The 18,528-nt window shown below is 65.6% G+C and carries 20 protein-coding genes; 12 read left to right on the top strand and 8 right to left on the bottom strand.

Going from position 1 to position 18,528, the window contains the following annotated elements; genetic code table 11:
- The first annotated feature begins 71 nt into the window (after positions 1-71).
- The 5 genes from phbB (at position 72) to OEL49_RS10505 (ending at position 5,268) form a co-directional block, all read left to right on the top strand.
- The gene (gene phbB / locus OEL49_RS10525; RefSeq protein WP_287874635.1) at positions 72-809 is read left to right on the top strand and encodes an acetoacetyl-CoA reductase; all 738 of its coding nucleotides are present in this window, start codon (positions 72-74) and stop codon (positions 807-809) included.
- Positions 810-969: 160 nt separating this feature from the next.
- The gene (locus tag OEL49_RS10520; protein WP_287874634.1) at positions 970-2,325 is read left to right on the top strand and encodes a ferredoxin reductase family protein; all 1,356 of its coding nucleotides are present in this window, start codon (positions 970-972) and stop codon (positions 2,323-2,325) included.
- A gap of 106 nt (positions 2,326-2,431) precedes the next feature.
- Positions 2,432-3,391 carry an N-acetyl-gamma-glutamyl-phosphate reductase gene (gene argC, locus OEL49_RS10515; protein WP_287874633.1) on the top strand — a complete coding sequence of 320 codons (960 nt, stop codon included), beginning with the start codon at positions 2,432-2,434 and terminating at the stop codon, positions 3,389-3,391.
- 163 nt (positions 3,392-3,554) lie between these two features.
- Complete coding sequence (locus OEL49_RS10510; RefSeq protein WP_130459659.1) at positions 3,555-4,160, top strand: TetR/AcrR family transcriptional regulator; 606 nt, start codon at positions 3,555-3,557, stop codon at positions 4,158-4,160.
- Positions 4,161-4,170: 10 nt separating this feature from the next.
- Positions 4,171-5,268 (top strand): methyltransferase, encoded by a 1,098-nt coding sequence (locus OEL49_RS10505; RefSeq protein ID WP_287874632.1) that lies wholly within the window; start codon positions 4,171-4,173, stop codon positions 5,266-5,268.
- A gap of 6 nt (positions 5,269-5,274) precedes the next feature.
- Here the strand turns inward: OEL49_RS10505 and OEL49_RS10500 are convergent, their stop codons facing one another.
- Together OEL49_RS10500 and OEL49_RS10495 are read right to left on the bottom strand one after the other, a co-directional pair.
- Positions 5,275-6,483 carry an exo-beta-N-acetylmuramidase NamZ family protein gene (locus OEL49_RS10500; protein ID WP_287874631.1) on the bottom strand — a complete coding sequence of 403 codons (1,209 nt, stop codon included), beginning with the start codon at positions 6,481-6,483 and terminating at the stop codon, positions 5,275-5,277.
- Positions 6,484-6,491: 8 nt separating this feature from the next.
- Entirely contained in the window at positions 6,492-7,061 is a 570-nt protein-coding gene (locus OEL49_RS10495) for a DOMON-like domain-containing protein (protein WP_287874630.1), read from the bottom strand.
- A 117-nt stretch (positions 7,062-7,178) separates the two neighbouring features.
- Here OEL49_RS10495 and OEL49_RS10490 point away from each other — a divergent pair, with 117 nt between their 5' ends.
- Positions 7,179-8,069, top strand: coding sequence for a radical SAM protein (locus tag OEL49_RS10490; protein ID WP_287874629.1), 891 nt, complete (start codon positions 7,179-7,181; stop codon positions 8,067-8,069).
- Between the two features lie 10 nt (positions 8,070-8,079).
- A complete protein-coding gene (locus tag OEL49_RS10485) occupies positions 8,080-8,526 on the top strand; it encodes a PACE efflux transporter (protein WP_130459654.1) in 447 nt (148 codons plus the stop codon).
- Here the strand turns inward: OEL49_RS10485 and OEL49_RS10480 are convergent.
- Together OEL49_RS10480 and OEL49_RS10475 are read right to left on the bottom strand one after the other, a co-directional pair.
- Complete coding sequence (locus OEL49_RS10480) at positions 8,487-9,224, bottom strand: 2-phosphosulfolactate phosphatase (protein WP_287874628.1); 738 nt, start codon at positions 9,222-9,224, stop codon at positions 8,487-8,489. The two genes, OEL49_RS10485 and OEL49_RS10480, sit on opposite strands and share 40 nt — an antisense overlap.
- Positions 9,225-9,481: 257 nt before the next feature.
- Positions 9,482-10,501 carry a diguanylate cyclase domain-containing protein gene (locus tag OEL49_RS10475; protein ID WP_287874627.1) on the bottom strand — a complete coding sequence of 340 codons (1,020 nt, stop codon included), beginning with the start codon at positions 10,499-10,501 and terminating at the stop codon, positions 9,482-9,484.
- 116 nt (positions 10,502-10,617) lie between these two features.
- Between OEL49_RS10475 and murB the strand changes: the two genes are divergently transcribed.
- The gene (murB, locus tag OEL49_RS10470) at positions 10,618-11,652 is read left to right on the top strand and encodes a UDP-N-acetylmuramate dehydrogenase (RefSeq protein ID WP_287874626.1); all 1,035 of its coding nucleotides are present in this window, start codon (positions 10,618-10,620) and stop codon (positions 11,650-11,652) included.
- A 289-nt stretch (positions 11,653-11,941) separates the two neighbouring features.
- Here the strand turns inward: murB and OEL49_RS10465 are convergent, their stop codons facing one another.
- Both OEL49_RS10465 and OEL49_RS10460 read right to left on the bottom strand, forming a co-directional pair.
- On the bottom strand, positions 11,942-12,517 hold the full coding sequence (locus tag OEL49_RS10465) for a DUF4411 family protein (RefSeq protein WP_287874625.1): 576 nt from the start codon (positions 12,515-12,517) through the stop codon (positions 11,942-11,944).
- On the bottom strand, positions 12,489-13,568 hold the full coding sequence (locus OEL49_RS10460) for an ImmA/IrrE family metallo-endopeptidase (RefSeq protein ID WP_287874624.1): 1,080 nt from the start codon (positions 13,566-13,568) through the stop codon (positions 12,489-12,491). Before OEL49_RS10460 ends, OEL49_RS10465 begins: the two co-directional genes overlap by 29 nt.
- Positions 13,569-14,141: 573 nt before the next feature.
- Between OEL49_RS10460 and OEL49_RS10455 the strand changes: the two genes are divergently transcribed.
- A complete protein-coding gene (locus OEL49_RS10455; RefSeq protein ID WP_014235900.1) occupies positions 14,142-14,630 on the top strand; it encodes a hypothetical protein in 489 nt (162 codons plus the stop codon).
- 22 nt (positions 14,631-14,652) lie between these two features.
- Here OEL49_RS10455 and OEL49_RS10450 read toward each other — a convergent pair whose 3' ends face one another.
- Complete coding sequence (locus tag OEL49_RS10450; RefSeq protein ID WP_287874623.1) at positions 14,653-15,396, bottom strand: N-acetylmuramoyl-L-alanine amidase family protein; 744 nt, start codon at positions 15,394-15,396, stop codon at positions 14,653-14,655.
- Positions 15,397-15,445: 49 nt separating this feature from the next.
- On the opposite strand from OEL49_RS10450, the gene OEL49_RS10445 reads away from it, so the two are divergent.
- The 3 genes from OEL49_RS10445 to OEL49_RS10435 all read left to right on the top strand — a co-directional run bounded on the left by OEL49_RS10445 (position 15,446) and on the right by OEL49_RS10435 (position 18,112).
- Entirely contained in the window at positions 15,446-17,272 is a 1,827-nt protein-coding gene (locus tag OEL49_RS10445) for a M61 family metallopeptidase (RefSeq protein ID WP_287874622.1), read from the top strand.
- 20 nt (positions 17,273-17,292) lie between these two features.
- Entirely contained in the window at positions 17,293-17,658 is a 366-nt protein-coding gene (locus OEL49_RS10440) for a cupin domain-containing protein (protein WP_287874621.1), read from the top strand.
- 76 nt (positions 17,659-17,734) lie between these two features.
- Complete coding sequence (locus tag OEL49_RS10435; protein WP_014235904.1) at positions 17,735-18,112, top strand: hypothetical protein; 378 nt, start codon at positions 17,735-17,737, stop codon at positions 18,110-18,112.
- Between the two features lie 8 nt (positions 18,113-18,120).
- Here OEL49_RS10435 and OEL49_RS10430 read toward each other — a convergent pair whose 3' ends face one another.
- On the bottom strand, positions 18,121-18,453 hold the full coding sequence (locus OEL49_RS10430; protein ID WP_014235905.1) for a DUF1840 domain-containing protein: 333 nt from the start codon (positions 18,451-18,453) through the stop codon (positions 18,121-18,123).
- Positions 18,454-18,528 lie beyond the last annotated feature (75 nt).

The raw sequence follows: 18,528 nt of genomic DNA, 5'->3' as shown, positions 1-18,528 counted from the left end.
ATTGCCGGGGGCAGCGCACATTCCTTTAACAAGCCTCCCGGACTCCAACCAAAAATAACGAGGAGGTTCCAATGAATCAAAAACTGGCATACGTCACCGGGGGAATGGGCGGCATCGGCACCGCCATCTGCCAGCGCCTGCACAAGGACGGCTTCAAGGTCGTCGCCGGCTGCGGTCCCACCCGGGACTACAAGCAGTGGCTGGAGGAACAGAAAGCCCTGGGCTACACCTTCTACGCCAGCGCCGGCAACGTGGGCAACTGGGATTCCACGGTGGAGGCCTTCGCCAAGGTCAAGGCCGAGCACGGCCCGGTGGCGGTGCTGGTGAACAACGCCGGCATCACCAAGGACGGCCAGTTCCGCAAAATGAGCAAGGCGGACTGGGATGCGGTGCTGTCCACCAACCTGGACAGCCTGTTCAACGTCACCAAGCAGGTCATCGAGGACATGATCGAGGCCAATTTCGGCCGCATCATCAACATCTCCTCGGTGAACGGCCAGAAGGGCCAGTTCGGCCAGGTGAACTACTCCACCGCCAAGGCCGGCATCCACGGTTTCACCATGGCCCTGGCCCAGGAGGTGGCGGGCAAGGGCGTCACGGTTAACACCGTCAGCCCCGGCTACATCGGCACCGACATGGTCCGCGCCATCCGCCCCGAGGTGCTGGAGAAGATCGTCGCCACGGTGCCGGTGAAGCGCCTGGGCGAGCCGTCCGAGATCGCCTCCATGGTGGCCTGGCTGGCTTCCGACGAGGGCGGCTACGCCACCGGCGCCGACTTTTCGGTGAACGGCGGCCTGCACATGGGCTAAGCCGCGCTTCGCGGCGGCCCGCGGCCGACCCGTCCCTTCGGGGGCGGGCCGGCTTTTTTTCGCCCGGCAATAAGTTGTTACCTGAATTTACCGGATACGGCATGGACGCCCCCGGCTCATGGTGGTTTCATATAAAGAAACAAAGCCGCTCGAGATCGTCATGAAAAACATCAAGCTCACCCTGTGGGGCCTGTTCCTGGGCCTATCCGCCCTCTGGCTGCTGGCCGACAGCCTGCTGCCTGCCCCCTTCACCTACTTTTCCTTCCGCGGCGTCTTCGTCCAGTACACCGGCCTCCTGCTCATGGGCGCCATGAGCCTGGCCATGATCCTGGCGGCCCGGCCCAAATGGCTGGAGCCCCGCCTCAACGGCCTGGACAAGATGTACCGCCTGCACAAATGGCTGGGCATCAGCACCCTGGTGCTGGGCGTCATCCACTGGTGGTGGGCCCAGGGCACCAAGTGGATGGTGGGCTGGGGCTGGCTGGTCAAGCCGGCGCGCAAGGGCGCCGGCCCGGGTGGTCCCGGCGGCCCTGGCATGGGCGCGGACACCCTGGCCGAATGGCTGCGCAGCCAGCGGGGCCTGGCGGAGAACATCGGCGAATGGGCCTTCTACGCCACCGTGGTGCTGCTGGTGCTGGCCCTGGTCAAGCGCTTCCCCTACCACCGCTTCGTGCAGACCCACAAATGGCTGGCAGCCCTCTACCTGCTGCTGGTGTACCACGCCCTGATCCTGTTCAAGGCCGAATACTGGAGCCAGCCGGTGGGCTGGGCCCTGGCCCTGCTGCTGCTCGGCGGCACGGTGGCGGCCTGGCTGGTGCTGTCCCGCCGGGTCGGCGCCGGGCGCAAGGTTGCGGGACGCATCGAAAGCCTCACCTACTACCCGGAACTGCAGGTGCTGGAGACGGCGATCCAGCTGGAGCCCGGCTGGGCCGGCCACACCGCCGGCCAGTTCGCCTTCGCCACCTCGGACCAGGGGGAGGGCGCCCATCCCTACACCATCGCCTCGGCCTGGGAGCCGGAAAACCGGCGCATCGTCTTCATCACCAAGGCCCTGGGCGACCACACCAGCCGCCTCCGGGAAAAGCTCAAGGTGGGCGCCGGCGTGGTCGTCGAAGGCCCCTACGGCTGCTTCGACTTCAACGACCGGCAGCCCCTGCAGATCTGGATCGGCGCCGGCATCGGCATCACCCCCTTCATCGCCCGCATGAAGCAGCTGGCCGCCCGGCCCGGGCAGCAGAGCATCCACCTGTTCCACCCCACGGCGGAATACTCGGAGGCCGCCATCGCCAAGCTGCGGGCCGATGCCGCCGCCGCGGGGGTGCATCTGCACCTGCTGGTGAGCCCCCGGGACGGCCTGCTGGATGGGGAACGCATCCGCCAGGCCGTGCCCGACTGGCGCCAGGCCAGCCTGTGGTTCTGCGGCCCGCCCGCCTTCGGCCAGGCCCTGCGGCAGGATTTCCAGGCCCAGGGCATGGCGGCGGAACGCTTCCACCAGGAACTGTTCCAAATGCGCTGAGGCCCCGAGGGACGGGCGGAAGGGAATTGGTCATCAAAAAGCCTTCCAGCCCGCCTACAATAGCGGTTTGATCCTCAGCACACTGCGCACGCACACGGAATTCGCCATGACTTTCAAGGTATTCATCGACGGCCGCCACGGCACCACCGGTCTCAAGATCGACGAGCGGCTCTCCATCCGCCCGGAAATCGAAATCCTCACCATCCCCGAGGACAAGCGCAAGGACCCGGCGGTCAAGGCCGAGTACATCAACAGCGCCGACGTGGTCTTCCTCTGCCTGCCCGATGCCGCCTCCCGGGAATCCGTGGCCCTGCTGGCCCCGGGCAACACCAGGACCCGCTTCCTCGACGCCTCCACCGCACACCGCACCAACCCGGACTGGGTGTACGGCCTGCCCGAACTCAACGGCGGCCAGCGCGAGCGCGTCGCCAAGGCCCAGAAGGTGGCCGTGCCCGGCTGCCACGCCAGCGGCTTCATCATGCTGATGGCCCCCCTGGTGGCCGGCGGCATCGTGCCCAAGGACTACCCGGTCAGCACCTACTCCATCACCGGCTACAGCGGCGGCGGCAAGGAAATGATCGCCAGCTACGAAGAGCCCGCCAGCCTGCCGGACGCCATGAAGAGCCCACGCTTCTACGCTTTGGGCCTCGCCCACAAGCACCTGCCGGAAATGCAGATGCAGACCGGCCTGGCGCACCAGCCCCTGTTCACCCCCATCGTCGGCAACTTCGCCCAGGGCATGGTGGTGGCGGTGCCCCTGCTGCCCCGGATACTCGGCAAGAAGGTCACCCCGGCCGACCTGCAGGCCTTCTACAGCGAGTACTACGCCGGCGAAGTGTTCGTGAAGGTGATGCCCCTGGATGCCGCCCCGGTGCTGGACAACGGCTTCCTGCCGGCCACCGCCTGCAACGACACCAACCGAGCCGAGATTTTCGTCTTCGGCCACGGCGAGCAGATCCTGGTGGCCTCCCGCTTCGACAACCTGGGCAAGGGCGCCTCCGGTGCTGCCATCCAGTGCATGAACCTGATGCTGGGCGTGGACGAGGCAACCGGCCTGGCCGTTTAAGCACCGCCCATCGCACCAACGAAAAGGCCGGCCCGGGCAATCCGGGCCGGCCTTTTCTTTTATGCCCAGCTCAATCAAGTGATCCAATTTGATTGACGAAAGCGCTCCGGAATCGGGCAGCCTCGGTGCTAGTCTTGGCTCATCACTTCGACCGAGCGCCAGCATGGACCAAGACCGCCTCCCAGTACGCCAACGCCTTATCAGCGCCGCCCTGGAGCGCTTCCTCGCCGATGACTACCACCGCGTCACTACCCGTCAGATCGCCGAACAGGCAGGCGCCAACGTTTCCATGATCCGCTACTACTTCGGCAGCAAGGAAGGGCTTTACGAAGAGATGATCCGGGAAAGCCTGGCCCCCTTGCTGGAGGTGCTGGATGGCCCCCTGTTCGACGCAGTGGACGGCTTCGGCAGTCTGCTCCGGCTGTACTACGACACCATGGCCGGCCAGCCCCAGTTTCCCAAGCTGATCCTCAAGGTCCTGGCGCTCAACCAGGGCCCCGGCCGTCGCTTCATCCAGCAGCTGCTGGAACGGGGCCGCAACCGGGGCTCCCGGCGGGTGGAGGGGCTCAAGGCCAGTGGCCAGGTGGATGCCGGCACGGACCCGGACATCCTGCGCCTGGCCTTCGTCAGCCTGGCCATGACGCCCATGCTGCTCAAGGACATTTTCGAGGAGCAGATGGAACGGCCCATGGATGGCGAATTTCTCGCCCGCCTGGCCGATTTCAACGGCCATCTTTTTACCGCCGGACTCAAGCCCGCCGCCGACTGAGGAGCCCGCCATGACCTACCAGCGCCACGCCGGAGCCGTACGCCGTTTCGGCCGCCTCATGCGCTTCGCCAGCCGGGTGCAGCAATGGCCGACATGCCTCACCCCGGCCCCGTTCCGCCTGCTGCATATCGGCTCGGCCTTCTGGCAGTCCCGCGCCCTCTACGCCGCCGCCCGCCTGGATATTGCCACCCGGCTCGGGGAGGAAACCCTGACGGCGGAGGAGATCGCCTCGCGCATCGCTGCCGATGGGAATGCCATCGCCCGCTTGCTGCGGCTGCTGGCAGCCCTGGGAGTGTTCCGCGAAACGGCGCCCCGCCGCTTCGCCAACAACGAACTGTCCGGCTGGTTGCGCCGGGATCACCCGCGGAACCTCAGGGCCATGATCCTCCTGCACAACGATCCGGCCATGTGCCGCCCCTGGTATGAATCCCTGGAAGAAGGTCTACGCGAGGGTAGGGCGCCCTTCACCCTCAGCCACGGTCAGGAGCTCTTTCCCTATCTGACGGACCATCCCGAACTGGAGCGCTTGTTCGCCGACGCCATGGATAGCGTGGAAGCCCTGAGCGGCGACAGCTTCGCCACTGACTTTGACTGGAGCCGCTTCCATCACCTGATCGACCTGGGGGGGGCCCGCGGCAGCAAGGCCCGCACCATCCTGCGCCACCACCCCCGGCTGCGGGCCACGGTGGTGGAGCGGCCCAGCGTGGTGGCCGAGGCCCGGCAGCATCGGGAAGGCGATGCAGAAGCGGAGCGCCTGACCTTCCTGGTCGCCGACCTGCAAAGTTACCAGCCGCCGCCGGCCAGCCCCGGCGATGTCTTCCTCCTCGCCGCCGTGCTGCATTGTCTGGACGATGCCGAGGCCGCTGCCGTGCTCGGGCGCGTGGCCGCCGCCGGCGCCCCCGTGGTCGTTCTGGAACAGGTGTTGCCGGAACAGGGGGCCGACCTGGCCGCCGCCTCCTTCGACATGCAAATGTTCATGGGCACCCGGGGGCGGGAGCGCACCCAGGCAGAATGGCAAGCCCTGGCCGTGAAAGCCGGGGTGGTGCTGGAAGAAATCGTGGCCCTGCGCAGCTTTGCCCGGATTCTGGTGTTCCGCCGGGGCCACTGAGGCCGCTCAGTAGAGCAGGAAGGGCACCCGCTCCATCTCCCACGCCGCCTCGTCCGGCCGCACCAGGGCGTCGAAATCGGCCGGGGTGGCGGCGGCATCATCCACCCATTCCCGCAGCAGGGGGCTGCCGTTGATGAGGTCGATGGCCAGGCGGTCCCGTTCGTATTCGTAGGGGAAGTCGCGCCAGATCGGGTAGTCGGGCTGCAGGCGGCGCAGGGCCTTGAAGGCCAGGGTCTGCAGGCGCCAGGGCTGGAAGGCGGCGTGGTCGTAGTGGGCCGGGTCTTCCACGTGAATCTGCACGCCGTGGCAGAGCTTGCCGGCGTGCTTGTGGAAGGTGGGCTCGAACCAGCATTCCCGCAGCACGCAGCCCTTGAGCCATTGGGGGGCCAGGGCGCGCATCTCGGCGATGATCGCCCGGGCGTCGATGTCCGGGGCACCGAAGAGTTCCAGGGGGCGGGTAGTGCCCCGGCCTTCGGAAAGGGTGGTGCCTTCGAGCATCACCGTGCCGGCGTAGGCCCGGGCCATGGAGAGATTGGGGGCGTTGGGGCTGGGGTTCACCCAGCTGCGCTTGCCCAGGGGCCAGCCGTAGCCGGGGCCGGCTTCGGGCTGCCAACCGGCCATGGTGATGACCTGGCAATCCACGTCCAGCTTGAGGCTGGCGACGAACCAGCGGGCCAGCTCACCCATCGTCAGGCCGTGGCGCATGGGCAGGGGCCCGGCACCGACGAAGCTCTCCCAGCCCTGGCGCAGCAAGAGGCCTTCCACCGGACGGCCGGCGGGGTTGGGACGGTCCAGTACCCACACCGACTTGCCGTGCTTGGCCGCCGCTTCGAGCACGTAGCGCAGGGTGGTGATGAAGGTGTAGATGCGGCAGCCCAGGTCCTGCAGGTCCACCAGCAGCACGTCGAAGCTGTCCATCATGGCGTCCGTGGGCCGGCGCACTTCACCGTAGAGGCTGAAGACGGGAATGCCGTGCAGGGGGTCCACGTAGTCCGGGGATTCCACCATGTTGTCCTGCTTGTCGCCGCGCAGGCCGTGCTGGGGGCCGAAGGCGGCGGAAAGCTCGAGGTCGGGCAGGGCGGCCAGGGCGTCCAGGGAATGGGTCAGGTCCCGGGTGACGGAGGCGGGATGGGCGAGGAGGGCGACCCGCTTGCCCGCCAGGGGGCGGCGCAGGGCGGGGTCGGCGAGCAGGCGGTCGAGGCCAAACTGGATCATGGGATGTCCTACAGGTCGGGCAGGGCGAGGGGAACGGCAAGCGCGAATCCGTCCCGGTGGTGAAAGTCGGCTTTGCCGGCGGGGTGGGCCAGGGCCCAATAGGAAAGCTGGCCGGGGGCGCCGTCGGCCTGCTCCACCACGGTGGTCAGGGCCAGATGCAGCTCGCCATCGCCGGCAGGCAGGGCTTCGGCGGGCAAGGCAACGCGGAGGCTCAGGCTGCCCTCAGCCACCTGCCACTCCAGATGGGGCGCCGGCAGGGTGACATTTTCCAGGCGCTGGCGGTAGGCAGCGAAGGCGTAACCGGCCCACTGGCCAGAGGGGGAGAAGTTGTACTCCCGATACGCCTCGCCGCCCCGGCGGAGGAAGACCTCGAAACAGGTGTGGGCCCACAGCCGGTCGGGCGCCACCGGTGCGGCGGGGGAGGGCAGGCGCAGGGCGGCCAGATCGCCGGCGAGGTGGTAGTCCAGTTGCAGGCCGCCGCTGCCATGGGCGGCCACGGCCACCGCAATACCGGCCACGGCTGGAGCCGGATGCTCGGGATGGGGCGTCAGGGCGCGGTTGGCGGGCAAGGAGGTCATGGGCAAAAGGGGGAAGGCGCCGGGCATGGGGAAAATGGGCAAGCAGGGGCGAAGTTTAGCCCAGCCCGGGCCGCCCCGGATGCCGCGGGGCCGGCGAAGGGCCTTACAATTTGGCCCATGCTCCCGATCCGCTACGTCGAACCCGTGTTCCGCCCGCCCAGCGAGGCCGAATCCCTGATCCTGCCCGTCACCGACGGCTGCTCCTGGAACCAGTGCACCTTCTGCGAGATGTACACCGCTCCCCAGAAGCGCTTCCGCGCCCGGGAGGAGGAAGAGGTGCTGGAGAGCATCCGCCGCGTCGGCGCCCAGTACGGCAGCCAGGTGCGGCGGGTCTTCCTAGCCGACGGCGACGCCCTGGTGCTGCCCACCCGGCGCCTCCTGGCCTATCTGGAAGCCATCCGCAGCCATCTGCCGGCGGTACGGCGAGTGTCCAGCTACTGCCTGCCGCGCAACCTGCGCAAGAAATCCGTGGACGAGATCAAGGCCCTCAAGGAGGCCGGCCTCTCCATGGCCTATGTCGGCGCCGAATCCGGTGACGATCTGGTGCTGGAGAAGGTGAAAAAGGGCGAGACCTTCGCCAGCACCCGGGAGGCCCTGGCGAAGCTGGGGGAAGCCGGCATTACCCGTTCGGTGATGATCCTCAACGGCCTGGGGGGCCACGCCCACTGGCAGCAGCACGCGGAAAACTCCGCCCGCCTGGCCAACGCCACCCAGCCCGAATTCCTTTCCACCCTGGTGGTCAGCTTTCCCATGGGGGAAGAGCGCTTCCGCGCCGACTACCCGGAGTGGGAACCTCTCGACCAGTTGGGCCTGTTTCGCGAGATGGAGCGCTTCCTCTCCCTGCTGCAACTGAAGCGCACCGTCTTCCGCAGCGACCACGCCTCCAACTGGCTGGTGCTGAAGGGCAACCTGCCCACGGACCAGGACAAGCTGCTGGCCCAGGTGCGCGCCGCCCTGGCCGACCCGGCCCACGCCCCCCTGCGGCCCGCCTGGGCCCGGGGCCTGTGAGGCAGACGCCATGAGCCACGGCGTGCCCCTGCGCAGCTTCAAGGACCGGGTCCGCCAGGTGGCCCTCTTCGAACTGCTCGGCCTGCTGCTGATCACCCCGGGCTTTGCCTGGGTCTCGGGCCAGTCCATGGAAAGCGCCCTGGGCCTGCTGGCCGTGCTGTCCCTCATGGCCGCCCTGTGGAACGGCGGCTACAACACCGCGGTGGACTGGCTGCAGGCCCACCACTTCGGCACCCGGGCCGACCAGCGCGGCTGGCGCGGCCGCATCCTGCACGCCCTGTGCTTCGAGGGCGGCCTGCTGCTCCTGACCCTGCCGGTGATCGTGCTGTGGACCGGCCTCTCCTGGTGGGCCGCCCTGGTGGCGGACCTGGGCCTGGCCCTGGTGTATACCGCCTACGCCTTCGTCTTCAACCTGGCCTACGACCGGCTCTTTCCCATCGTCCCGCCGCCAGCGTAGACCGCCACCAGCCGCAGCCCCAGGGGCGAGGGTAGGGCCTGCAGGGCGAAGTCGAAGCGGTCGGCCTCGGCGCACAGGTCCAGGTCGGCGGGGGGCAGGTGGGGCTGGTCGCCGGCGGCGAAGCGGCGGCCGAAGTCCGACTGCCGCACCCGCTCGGAGAAGGGCTCCGGGGAAGGATCGCCGCCCTGCAGCAGGGCTTCCAGGTAATCGGCGCAGGCCACGTCCTCGTCGCCGTCCCGGTCCGTCCATTCGCCGGTGATGACCAGGGTCACCCGGGGCACGCCGGCAGCCAGGATCACCGCCGCCGTGGCCCGGGCATTGAGCAGGGCCGCGCCGAAGAGCAGGGGGGCCGTCCGGTAGCGGCTGAGGCCCCGCACCCCGGCGGCCGTGCAGTGGATCAGGGTGCGCCCCTGCAGCTCCGCCCCCTGCACCGCGCTGGGGGAATTGCCGTAGTGGTAGCCGGGGATGGGAGCGCCGCCGCCCACCGCCCCCACCAGCAGGGCCTGGGGCAGATGCTGCAACAGCAGCAGGCCGTCGCCGGGAGCGGCCACCGGGTACAGCTCCCGGGCGCCCCGATGGATGGCCCAGGCGGCGGTGGAGAAGGAGCGCAGCACGTCGATCACCACCACCGCCCCGGTGGGTTCGGGGGCGGCACTGAGTCGGTTCAGGTAACGGCGTTCGACAAGGGGCGGGGGCATGGTGCCCCCATGCTAGCAAAGCCGGGCAGGGCGCGGAATCCGGGGCCTTTCCGGACGTCGCCGGGCTTCAGATGCGGCGCCGCATTGCTGCCCCGGGGAACGGCGGCCACGACACGGAGGAGGACTATCCGCTGGCCCGCCCATAGCCAAACTGTGGAGCGGAGTTGGCCTGGGCCGGCAGAAGCGGTGCGGCGCGGGAGGTCAGCCGATGCCGACCCTGCCGTTGCTCTACCGGGGAACACCAGCTAGCGCCCCACTCAGACGGCCGCCAGTTGCAGGCGGTTGCGCCCGGCTCTTTTTGCCCCGTAGAGGGCCTCGTCGGCCTGGTGCACCAGGGTTTCGGCATTCGCCTCCCGGCTCGGCACCACGCTGGCAATGCCGAGGCTGACGGTGACGATGCGGGGAGCGGTTGCCTCATGGGGCAGGGCCAGGGCCCAGATCGCCTGCTGGATGTTGCGGGCGATCTCCTGGGCCTCGGGGGCGGAGGTATTCGGCAGCAGCACGACAAACTCCTCCCCGCCATAACGCGCCACCAGATCGCTGGCCCGCCGCCCCGCCCGGGTGAGCACCCCGGCCAGGGCCTGCAGGCAGGCGTCCCCCTCCAGGTGGCCGTAGTGGTCGTTGAAATGCTTGAAGAGGTCCACATCCAGCATGATCAGCGCCAGGGGAGCGGCGCTGCGCTGGGCCCGGCTCCACTCCTGCACCAGGGTCCGGTCGAAAGCCCGGCGGTTGGCGATGCCCGTCAGCCCGTCCGTATAGCTCAGGGCCTCCAGCTTGGCATTGGCCTCTTCCAGAGCCCGGGTGCGCTCCTCCACCAGGGCTTCGAGCTCCCGGTTGCGCTCGTGCAGGCCCTGGAGGGGATAGACCTCCCCGTCCCGGACCAGGTGATAGGGAATGGAAATGCCGCTGTGGGCGATCATCCAGGCGCCGTTTTCCTGCTTGAACAGCAGCACCAACCGGGCCGTCTCCCGGGACAGGATGTGGTCGGGCAGCGGCAGGTGGATATGGAAGAAGGCCGTGACCAGGACCACGTCGGCACTGATGTCCTGCAGCGACAGATCCAGCATTTCGATGCGCAGGGGTTCGGCAACCTGGGCAAAGTCCTGGCGGGTGATCCGGACCCATTCGGCCTTGTCCTTCACCAGGAAATCACCGCCACCGGTATAGCCGCTGAAGTTTTCGCTGAAGCGGGAGGTCAGCCGGTCATCCCGGGTAGCGTACATCTCGATGTATTCATCAAACAGGGAGCGAATCAGGCGCTGTCGTTCTGGGTCCATGGGCAGTGTCATTGAGGAGATCGTCAGAGCCAATGATGCCTGAAAACGAAGGCGTAGAATGGCGCCTTGCGCCCTTCTCCCGGCACCCAACCCTCCGCCCGACCTGACGCCACGCCATGCTGCCCACCTTCCTGCAAGCCGACGCCGACCTGCATGCCCTCAACACCCTGGCCCTGCCGGGACGCGCCGCCTTCCTCGGCACCATCACCGCAACGGCACAACTGGCGGCCCTCTCCGCCGTGCCTGCCCTGCAAGGCAAGCCCCGCTTCATTCTCGGCGGTGGCAGCAATCTGGTGCTCAACGGCGACTTCCCCGGGCTGGTGCTGCGCCTGGCCATCCCCGGCCGGGAGCTGGCGGCGGAAGACGACGAGGCCTGGTACATCCGCGCCGGTGCCGGCGAAAACTGGCACGACTTCGTGCGCTGGACCCTAACAGCCGGCTACCCAGGCCTGGAGAATCTCTCCCTCATCCCCGGCACCGTCGGCGCCGCGCCGATCCAGAACATCGGCGCCTACGGCCTGGAAGTGGGAGAACGCTTCCACCACCTGGAAGCGGTGGACCTGACCACCGGCGTAACGGTGGGCTTCGACCGCCACCAGCTTCGCTTCGGCTACCGGGACAGCCTCTTCAAGCAGGAAGGCTGGCATCTCGACGGCCGCTACGCCATCACCCATGTCACCTTCCGCCTGGAGAAGCACTGGCAGGCGGTGACCCGCTATGCGGACGTGGAAAAGGAACTGGCTGCCGCCGGCATCGCCGCCCCCACGGCCCTGCAGGTGTCGGACGCCATCATCGCCATCCGCCAGCGCAAGCTGCCGGACCCGGCCCAGGTGCCCAACGCCGGCAGCTTCTTCCACAACCCGGTGGTGGACGCCGCCACCGCCGCCCGGCTGGCGGCCGAGAACCCGACCCTGCCCCAGTACCCCCAGCACGACGGGCGGGTGAAGCTGGCCGCCGGCTGGCTGATCGAGCAGGCGGGGTGGAAGGGGAGGAATCTGGGGCCGGCGGGGATGTATGAGAAGCAGGCGCTGGTGCTGGTGAATCGTGGCGGCGCCACGGGGGCGGATGTGGGGGCGGTGATGGGGGCCGTGCAGGCCAGTGTGCGGGAGAAGTTTGGCGTCGGGCTGACGCCGGAGCCGATATTTCTCTGAGGTTGGTTTTGGGGTCTTCGCCTCGGAAGGCGTCGCTTCGTCTCAGACGTGATGGGGTGTTTTACGGCTGGGTTCCGCGCCTGACGCGCGGGTTACTTTTCTTTTCTTGCCAAGAAAAGTAACCAAAAGAAGGGGTGCCCGGTTTGGCGCCCCGCTACGCGGGGTCCCCTGCGCTACTCGCTTCCGGCGGGGGCTGCGCAACTCGGGCCTAAAGGCCCTCAAACAGTGCTCGCCCTTGCCCCGCCAGAAGCTCCGTTGCTCGGCGCCGCACAGGGCACATGCCCATCAGCTATACCGCAGGTGATTGGCCAGGGCTTTGCTGGGATAGGGCGTTTGAAAGAGCACTCATTAGCTTTGGTGAGAAATTATGGCCAGCATGTGCCCGTAATACATCGAACAACTTTACTGTATTCACTTGCAACCAAGCTGCAGCATCTGGCAGCTTAATTTCTCGCTTACTAAGCGGCTCGGATTTTTCATTTGTAACAATGACGAAATTTCCATTAGTCGCTGCATGAGCGATCAACCATGCATCAGCCTTTTCCAAATCAAGAAATTTGCTTTTTGCAGAATGCCTGAACTGCTTCTGAGGATCGTTCGCGATCGTAGAAAGTCGTCCCCAGGCTGGAAGCGAAGCTGTACTACTTTGGAAAAAATCAGGATTACTTTCTGCCCAACTATTTAGAAGATCACCATCCCCATCTAAGAGCTCGCCCTTAACTTTGTCAATACTAAAAAACATCCCGGCCGAATTCCCAGCAGAAAGCCAATCCCAAAACACCTGACAATACTCGGGCGCATAGTGAAGTCTTGCAGAAGAAATCAAGACATCAGAATCAAACAGATAGCGGGTTCTGCTTGGCATAGAATTTCACAACGTTATTAGGGTTTGTATTAAGTAATCTACCCGCTTGGCCTAGTGTAATCCCTCCAGCAATAGCCAAGCTTGCGACTTCTGTAGAAAACCTCTTGCTATTCCTAACTGCTAATGTTCTGTAAAAATCTCCGCCGCCACTTCCCGGAGTTTTCTTCTTCTGACGAGCCAACTCGTAAACAGCTCGATATATTTCTTTATCAATCAACCCTAAATCGAGAGCTCTCCGAGCAACAACAAACTTGCTGACTTTAAAGGTTTTTCGAGTATGTTCTAGGCAAGCATCTATAGAACTAGTCCCACAAGATTCCCAGACAGAGTAAAAATTTTCTGCGGGTACCAGAACCTCAGCTGCGACTGCGTTACAGAATTTCTCAACAGAGCTATCTGCATTTGGATCTGCGTCAGAAACTCCAGAATCCCCTAGCCATATGTGTGCAAGTTCATGGGCAAGAGTGAAAACCCACGCAGCAGGAGCATCAGCTCCATTTACAAATACAACAGGGGCTATTTCGTCAGCTAACGCAAAGCCTCTAAATTCACTTACAGAAAGAGGGCGATGCCCATTATTTCCTACAACTCCGTTCTTAAATACAAGAATCCCGATAGCTTCACATTTCTGAGCTAGCAAAGAAAATAAATCATCCGGGTTGCGCAATAAATTTAAATCTACGTCTGTAAAATTCAATGTTGCCCGAATATTTTGGGCAACACTTTTCACGGGCACACGCTGATTTCTATACTTTCCAACGAACTCAAGTGGCTCACAGTCTTGCGCAATTTGTAATTCTCGATACCAAGCTTGCTTAAATTCAATATCGTCAAATGTGTCAAAAAAATCTTTACTAAGCGGGCTCGCGTACTGAAGTGTTCTAAAGTCTGCAACCGGAAGAGTTCGTGCGGGTGGGGGATTTTGCAAGAATAAGTCACCAAGAGAAACCCCGGAAACTTTGGCAAATTTGATAGCCTGAGCGTTTGTTAATTCACCTTTGGCTATATTCTCAGCATTGCGCTTAGAGATTTTTTTTGCGAACTCATACAAGGAGTCTCCCGCTTGGGAGGCTGCCCAATCTAGAACGCTGGGGGATAGCTGTATGGTATCCATGTTGTTCGGCATTCTAGCACCCACTCAGATTACGAGTATGCATTTGGATTAAGTCTGATCGGTCTGACTTTATTACTTTCGCTATAGAACACAGTTGTCCTCTCTGCTAGTTCTTTAAGCCCCCCTTCCACCCCCGCCGAGCAGCGCAAGGCGGGCGGGGGGGGTTCGGCGAGGACTGTCTGAGCCCCCGCAGGGGGCGAGTTCCGCAGCCGCCCCGCTCGACTGAGCAGCGCAGGGAAGCCCGCAGGGCCGGGGGTGAGGGTTCCCCTTCTTTTGGTTCCTTTTCTTGGGGAAGCAAGAAAAGGAACACGCGCGGCGGCGCGGAACCCGGCGGTCAAAAACCATCCCTCGCCCGAGGAGTCAGAGAAGCTCCGCTCTGAACGATTCCCCACGACACCCATCACCTTCGTCATATGTACATGACATCCAACAATCCCTACTATCCCGCCCGGCTCAACCGGCCTTGATGCGCCATCCCGGCGCGTCATCACATCATCACAGGGCGAGAAAATGAAAAACAAGCAAGTTGCATTGCTGGTCGCTGTCGCTGCAGTCAGCCTGACCACCGGCTGTTCCACCATTACCCAATCCGAAAACCAGCGCGTTTCCGTGACCGCTTCCTATGAAGGCAAGCCGGTCCCCGACGCTGACTGCTCCCTCAGCAACGACAAGGGCACCTGGACCGCCAAGGCCCCGGGCCAGGTGGACGTGCGCAAGAGCGGCGAAAACCTGAACGTGGTGTGCAAGAAGGAAGGCCTGGTGGACGGCCTGCTTACCGCCGTTTCCCGCGCCGCCGGCTCCATGTGGGGCAACATCGTCTTCGGCGGCGGCATCGGCGCCATCATCGACCACAACAAGGGCACCGGCTACGACTATCCCACCACCCTGCCGGTGGAAATGGGCAAGTCCGTCTCCGTGGACCGGGCCCAGGAAAAGCAGCAACAGCAGTTGCAGCAGCAGGCTGCCGCCGACTGCCGCAACAACGGCAGCACCTGCTAAAGCGGGCGGGCCTTCCCGCCGCTTAGTTCCGGGGGCTAGGCAACTGGCCCTCTGCTTTCAGGGGTTCCCCCAGGCACACCGCCAGCCCCTCCGCCAGGCCTTGCGCCATGGCCTGCTGGCGGCTCCGGTCCCGCAGGGCCAGTTCCTCATCCCGATGCTTCAACACCCCCGCCTCGAACAGCACCGACGGCATCGTTCCGTGTGAAATGACAAACAGCGTGTCGTAGAAGCGCACCCCGTTCTCCTCATCCGCCCAGGGCCGGGGCGTGCCGGCGGCGGTGGTGCCGTGGTGGGTGGCGGGGACGAAGCCCCGGGCCCGCAGCGCCCGCCCCATGGCGGAAGCGCAGGCGAGGCTTTCTTCCACCCGCGGATTGCGGTGGGAGATGAAGAGGGCGAAGCCCCGGTCCTCGTCGGCGAAGTCCAGGTCTTCGCCCATCCAGTTCCAGGCGGTGAGCTTGAAGGAGGCCACCGAGTCGTGATGGAGGGAAAGCAGGAAGTCGCTGCCGGCGGCGGCATCCACCCGGGCCTGCAGGCTTTCGATTTCGCCGTCGAAGTTCACCGGCTGCACCGTGAGACCCCGGGCTTCCAGCACCGGCCGCAGCACCCGGGCCAGGTTGAGGTTGAAGTCGAATTCGGTGGCGCCTCGGGCGCTGATGGCGCCGGAGTCCCACAGGCTGTGGCCCACGTCCACCGCCACGGTGCCGGCGGCCCGGGCCGGGAGGGGGGCGAGGGCGGTCAGCAGCAGGCAGGCTAGAATGGCGGCCATGCTCCAGGGCCGGCGCCGCCGCCCTTCACTCTGACTCCGCGTGATTCCCATGGCCAAGAAAACTCCTTCCGTCGCACTGCCGTCTGTCGATTACCGTCTGGTGCCCATCCGGCCCGAGGCCCATCTGTTCCAGGTGACGTGCACCGTAACCGACCCGGACCCGGCGGGGCAACGCTTTGCCCTGCCCACCTGGATTCCCGGCAGCTACATGATCCGGGAATTCGCCAAGAATATCGTGCGCATCGAGGCCTGTGCCGGCGGCAAGGCGGTGGGCCTGACCCAGATCGACAAGGCCACCTGGCAGGCGGAGAAGGTGCCCGCCGGCACCGCCTTGAGCGTGACCATGGAGGTCTACGCCTGGGACCTCTCGGTGCGTGGCGCCCATCTGGATGGGAGCCACGGCTTCTTTAACGGCACCAGCGTCTTTCTCTGCGCCCTGGGCCAGGAAGACCGGCCTTGCCGGGTGGAACTGGTGAAGCCCCAGGGCAAGGCCTACGCCGCCTGGCGGGTGGCCACCAGCCTGCCCGTGGCAAAAGGAGAGAAGGGCGCCGCCGCCCTCTACGGCTTCGGCCGCTACCGGGCCGCCGATTACGACGAACTGATCGACCATCCGGTGGAAATGGGCACTTTCGCCCTCATCGAATTCAAGGCCCGGGGCGTCCCCCATGCCATCGCCGTCACCGGCCGCACGGACGTGGACCTGAAGCGCCTGGCCGCCGACCTCAAGCCCATCTGCGAATGGCAGATCGATCTCTTTGGCGGCAAGGCCCCCATGGAGCGCTACGTCTTCCTGGTGATGGCCGTGGGCGACGGCTATGGCGGCCTGGAGCATCGCGCCTCCACGGCCCTGCTCTGTTCCCGGGACGACCTGCCCAACAGCAATACACCCGCCAGCGGCCCCCTGCCCGAGGCCTACGTCACCTTCCTCGGCCTGTGCAGCCACGAGTATTTCCACACCTGGAACGTGAAGCGCATCAAGCCCGCCGCCTTCGTCCCCTACGACCTAACCCAGGAGGCCTACACCCGCCTGCTGTGGGCCTTCGAGGGTTTCACTTCCTACTACGACGACCTCTGCCTGGTGAAGAGCGGCGCCATCGACAGCATCACCTATCTCAACCTGCTGGCCAAGACTGCCAGCGCCGTGAAGAAGGGCCCGGGGCGCCACCTGCAGAGCGTGGCCGAATCCTCCTTCACAGCCTGGACCAAGTATTACCGGCAGGACGAAAACGCCCCCAACGCCGTGGTCAGCTACTACGCCAAGGGCTCCCTCATCGCCCTGGCCCTGGACTTGAAGCTGCGGGCCGAGAGCGGCGGCAAGGCAAACCTGGATCAGGTGATGCAGCTGCTGTGGCAGCGCCACGGCCGCACTGGCGTCGGCGTGGCGGAGGAGGGGCCTAACAGCGTCTTCGCCGCCGTGGCCGAGGTGGGCGGTGCGGCCGCCGCCCGCTGGCTGAAGCAGGCGGTGACGGGCACTGGCGATCTGCCCCTGGAGCGGCTGTTGAAGCCCTTCGGCGTCACCCTGGCCTGGGAAGCGGCTTCCAGCCTGCCTGTCCTCGGGGCCAAGACCGGCGGCGAGGGTAGCGAAGTGAAGCTGACCAGCGTGTACAACGGCGGCCCGGCGGAAGCGGCGGGCCTCTCGGCCGGCGACGTGCTGATCGCCTGGGACGGTATCAGGCTCACCCCCGCCGCCCTGGACAAGCGCCTCAAGCGCCACCGGGCGGGGGATCAGGTGAAGCTGCACGCCTTCCGCCGCGACGAATTGATCGAGGCCAGCCTGACCCTGGCCGCCCCGGCCGCCGATACGGCGAAGCTGAGCATCAACGCCAAGGCCGACCGGGCCGCCCAGGCCCTGCGCCAGGGCTGGATCGGCGCCTGAGCATCGTGGAGAAGCCCGTCATGACTGCCCCTCGCGCCATCCACTTCGCCGACCCGCTGCCGGTGCCAACCCTGGATCAGCCCGCCCCGGAACGCTGTATCGGCGCGCCGCCCCGGCGCACCACCTGGGAGCTGTATGAGCAGCAGGGCATTTCCATGGGTGTGTGGGCCTGCGAGCCAGGGGCCTGGAAGATCGCCTTCCACGCCCATCGCCACGAGTTCTTCCAGGTGCTGGAAGGGCGGCTGCAGCTCATTGCCGACAGCGGCGAGGTGCGGGAATACGGGCCCGGCGAGGCAGCCATCATTCCCGCCGGCTTCAGCGGCGTGTTCAAGGTGATCGAGGCGGTGAAAAAACGCTACGTGATGGTGGACCAGCCCGCCGGCTGAGGCGGGGTAAATACCCATGGCGGCAGCGGCCGCCCCCTCTTATGATGGAGCCAATGGCAAACGGGGAGGGCGGAATTTGTCCGTACTCAAGGCACTGTGGGGCGACCTGATCCTGGGCGTGCGCTGGCTCTTCAGCAAGCACGCCTGGAAACTGCTGCTGGCCGTGCTGGTGCCCGCCGGCCTGGTCATGTTCATCGGCTACCTGTCCCTGGCCAAGCCCCAGTTCTACCCCAGCTACCTGTGCCGCCTCTCGGAAAACGGCGCCATCGTCACCCTTTTCTACCTCTCCGCCGGCCTGGCCCTGAGCGGCATGGTGCTCATCGGCGAGGTGGTGAACCTGGTGGAAGCACAACGCCAGCAGCGCTCCCCGGACAATCAGCGGCGCATCGCCGTGGCCGGCATCCTGGCCCTGGCCTTCGCCGCAGCCATCGTCTTCGTCATGCGCAGCTGCTGAAGGCGCCTTCAGTCTTCGTAGAAATCCTTGGCCGCCGTCCAGGTCACCGGCTTGCCCGCCAGATGGGCCCGGTCGAACATGCGGATGAAGGGCTGCACCCGCTGGGAGAGGGCCACCAGTTCGTGGGCCTCGACGCCGACGCCGCTGTCCGGCGCCGCCTCGGCGCTTTCCCCTTCCTTGTGACAGAGGGCCGCCAGGCGGGCCAGGGCCTCGGTCATGTCTTCGGGCACGATGACGCCCCGGGCGGTGGGCTCCTTGCCGAGGATTTTCAGCAGGACCCGGGCCACGTCGGCGAAAGTGATGATGTCGGCGGTGGCGACGGACTGGAACTTGACGATCATGGTGTGCTCTCCTGTGGCGGCAGGGCCCGCCGGGCCTGGGCTTGGCGCCCTGGTGCAGACCTCGATTCTACCCCT

The organism is Azospira sp. (assembly GCF_030247495.1).
Taxonomy (GTDB): domain Bacteria; phylum Pseudomonadota; class Gammaproteobacteria; order Burkholderiales; family Rhodocyclaceae; genus Azospira; species Azospira oryzae.
The sequence above is the reverse complement of the archived record's forward strand: the minus strand, read 5'-3'. Positions and strand labels throughout refer to the sequence as shown.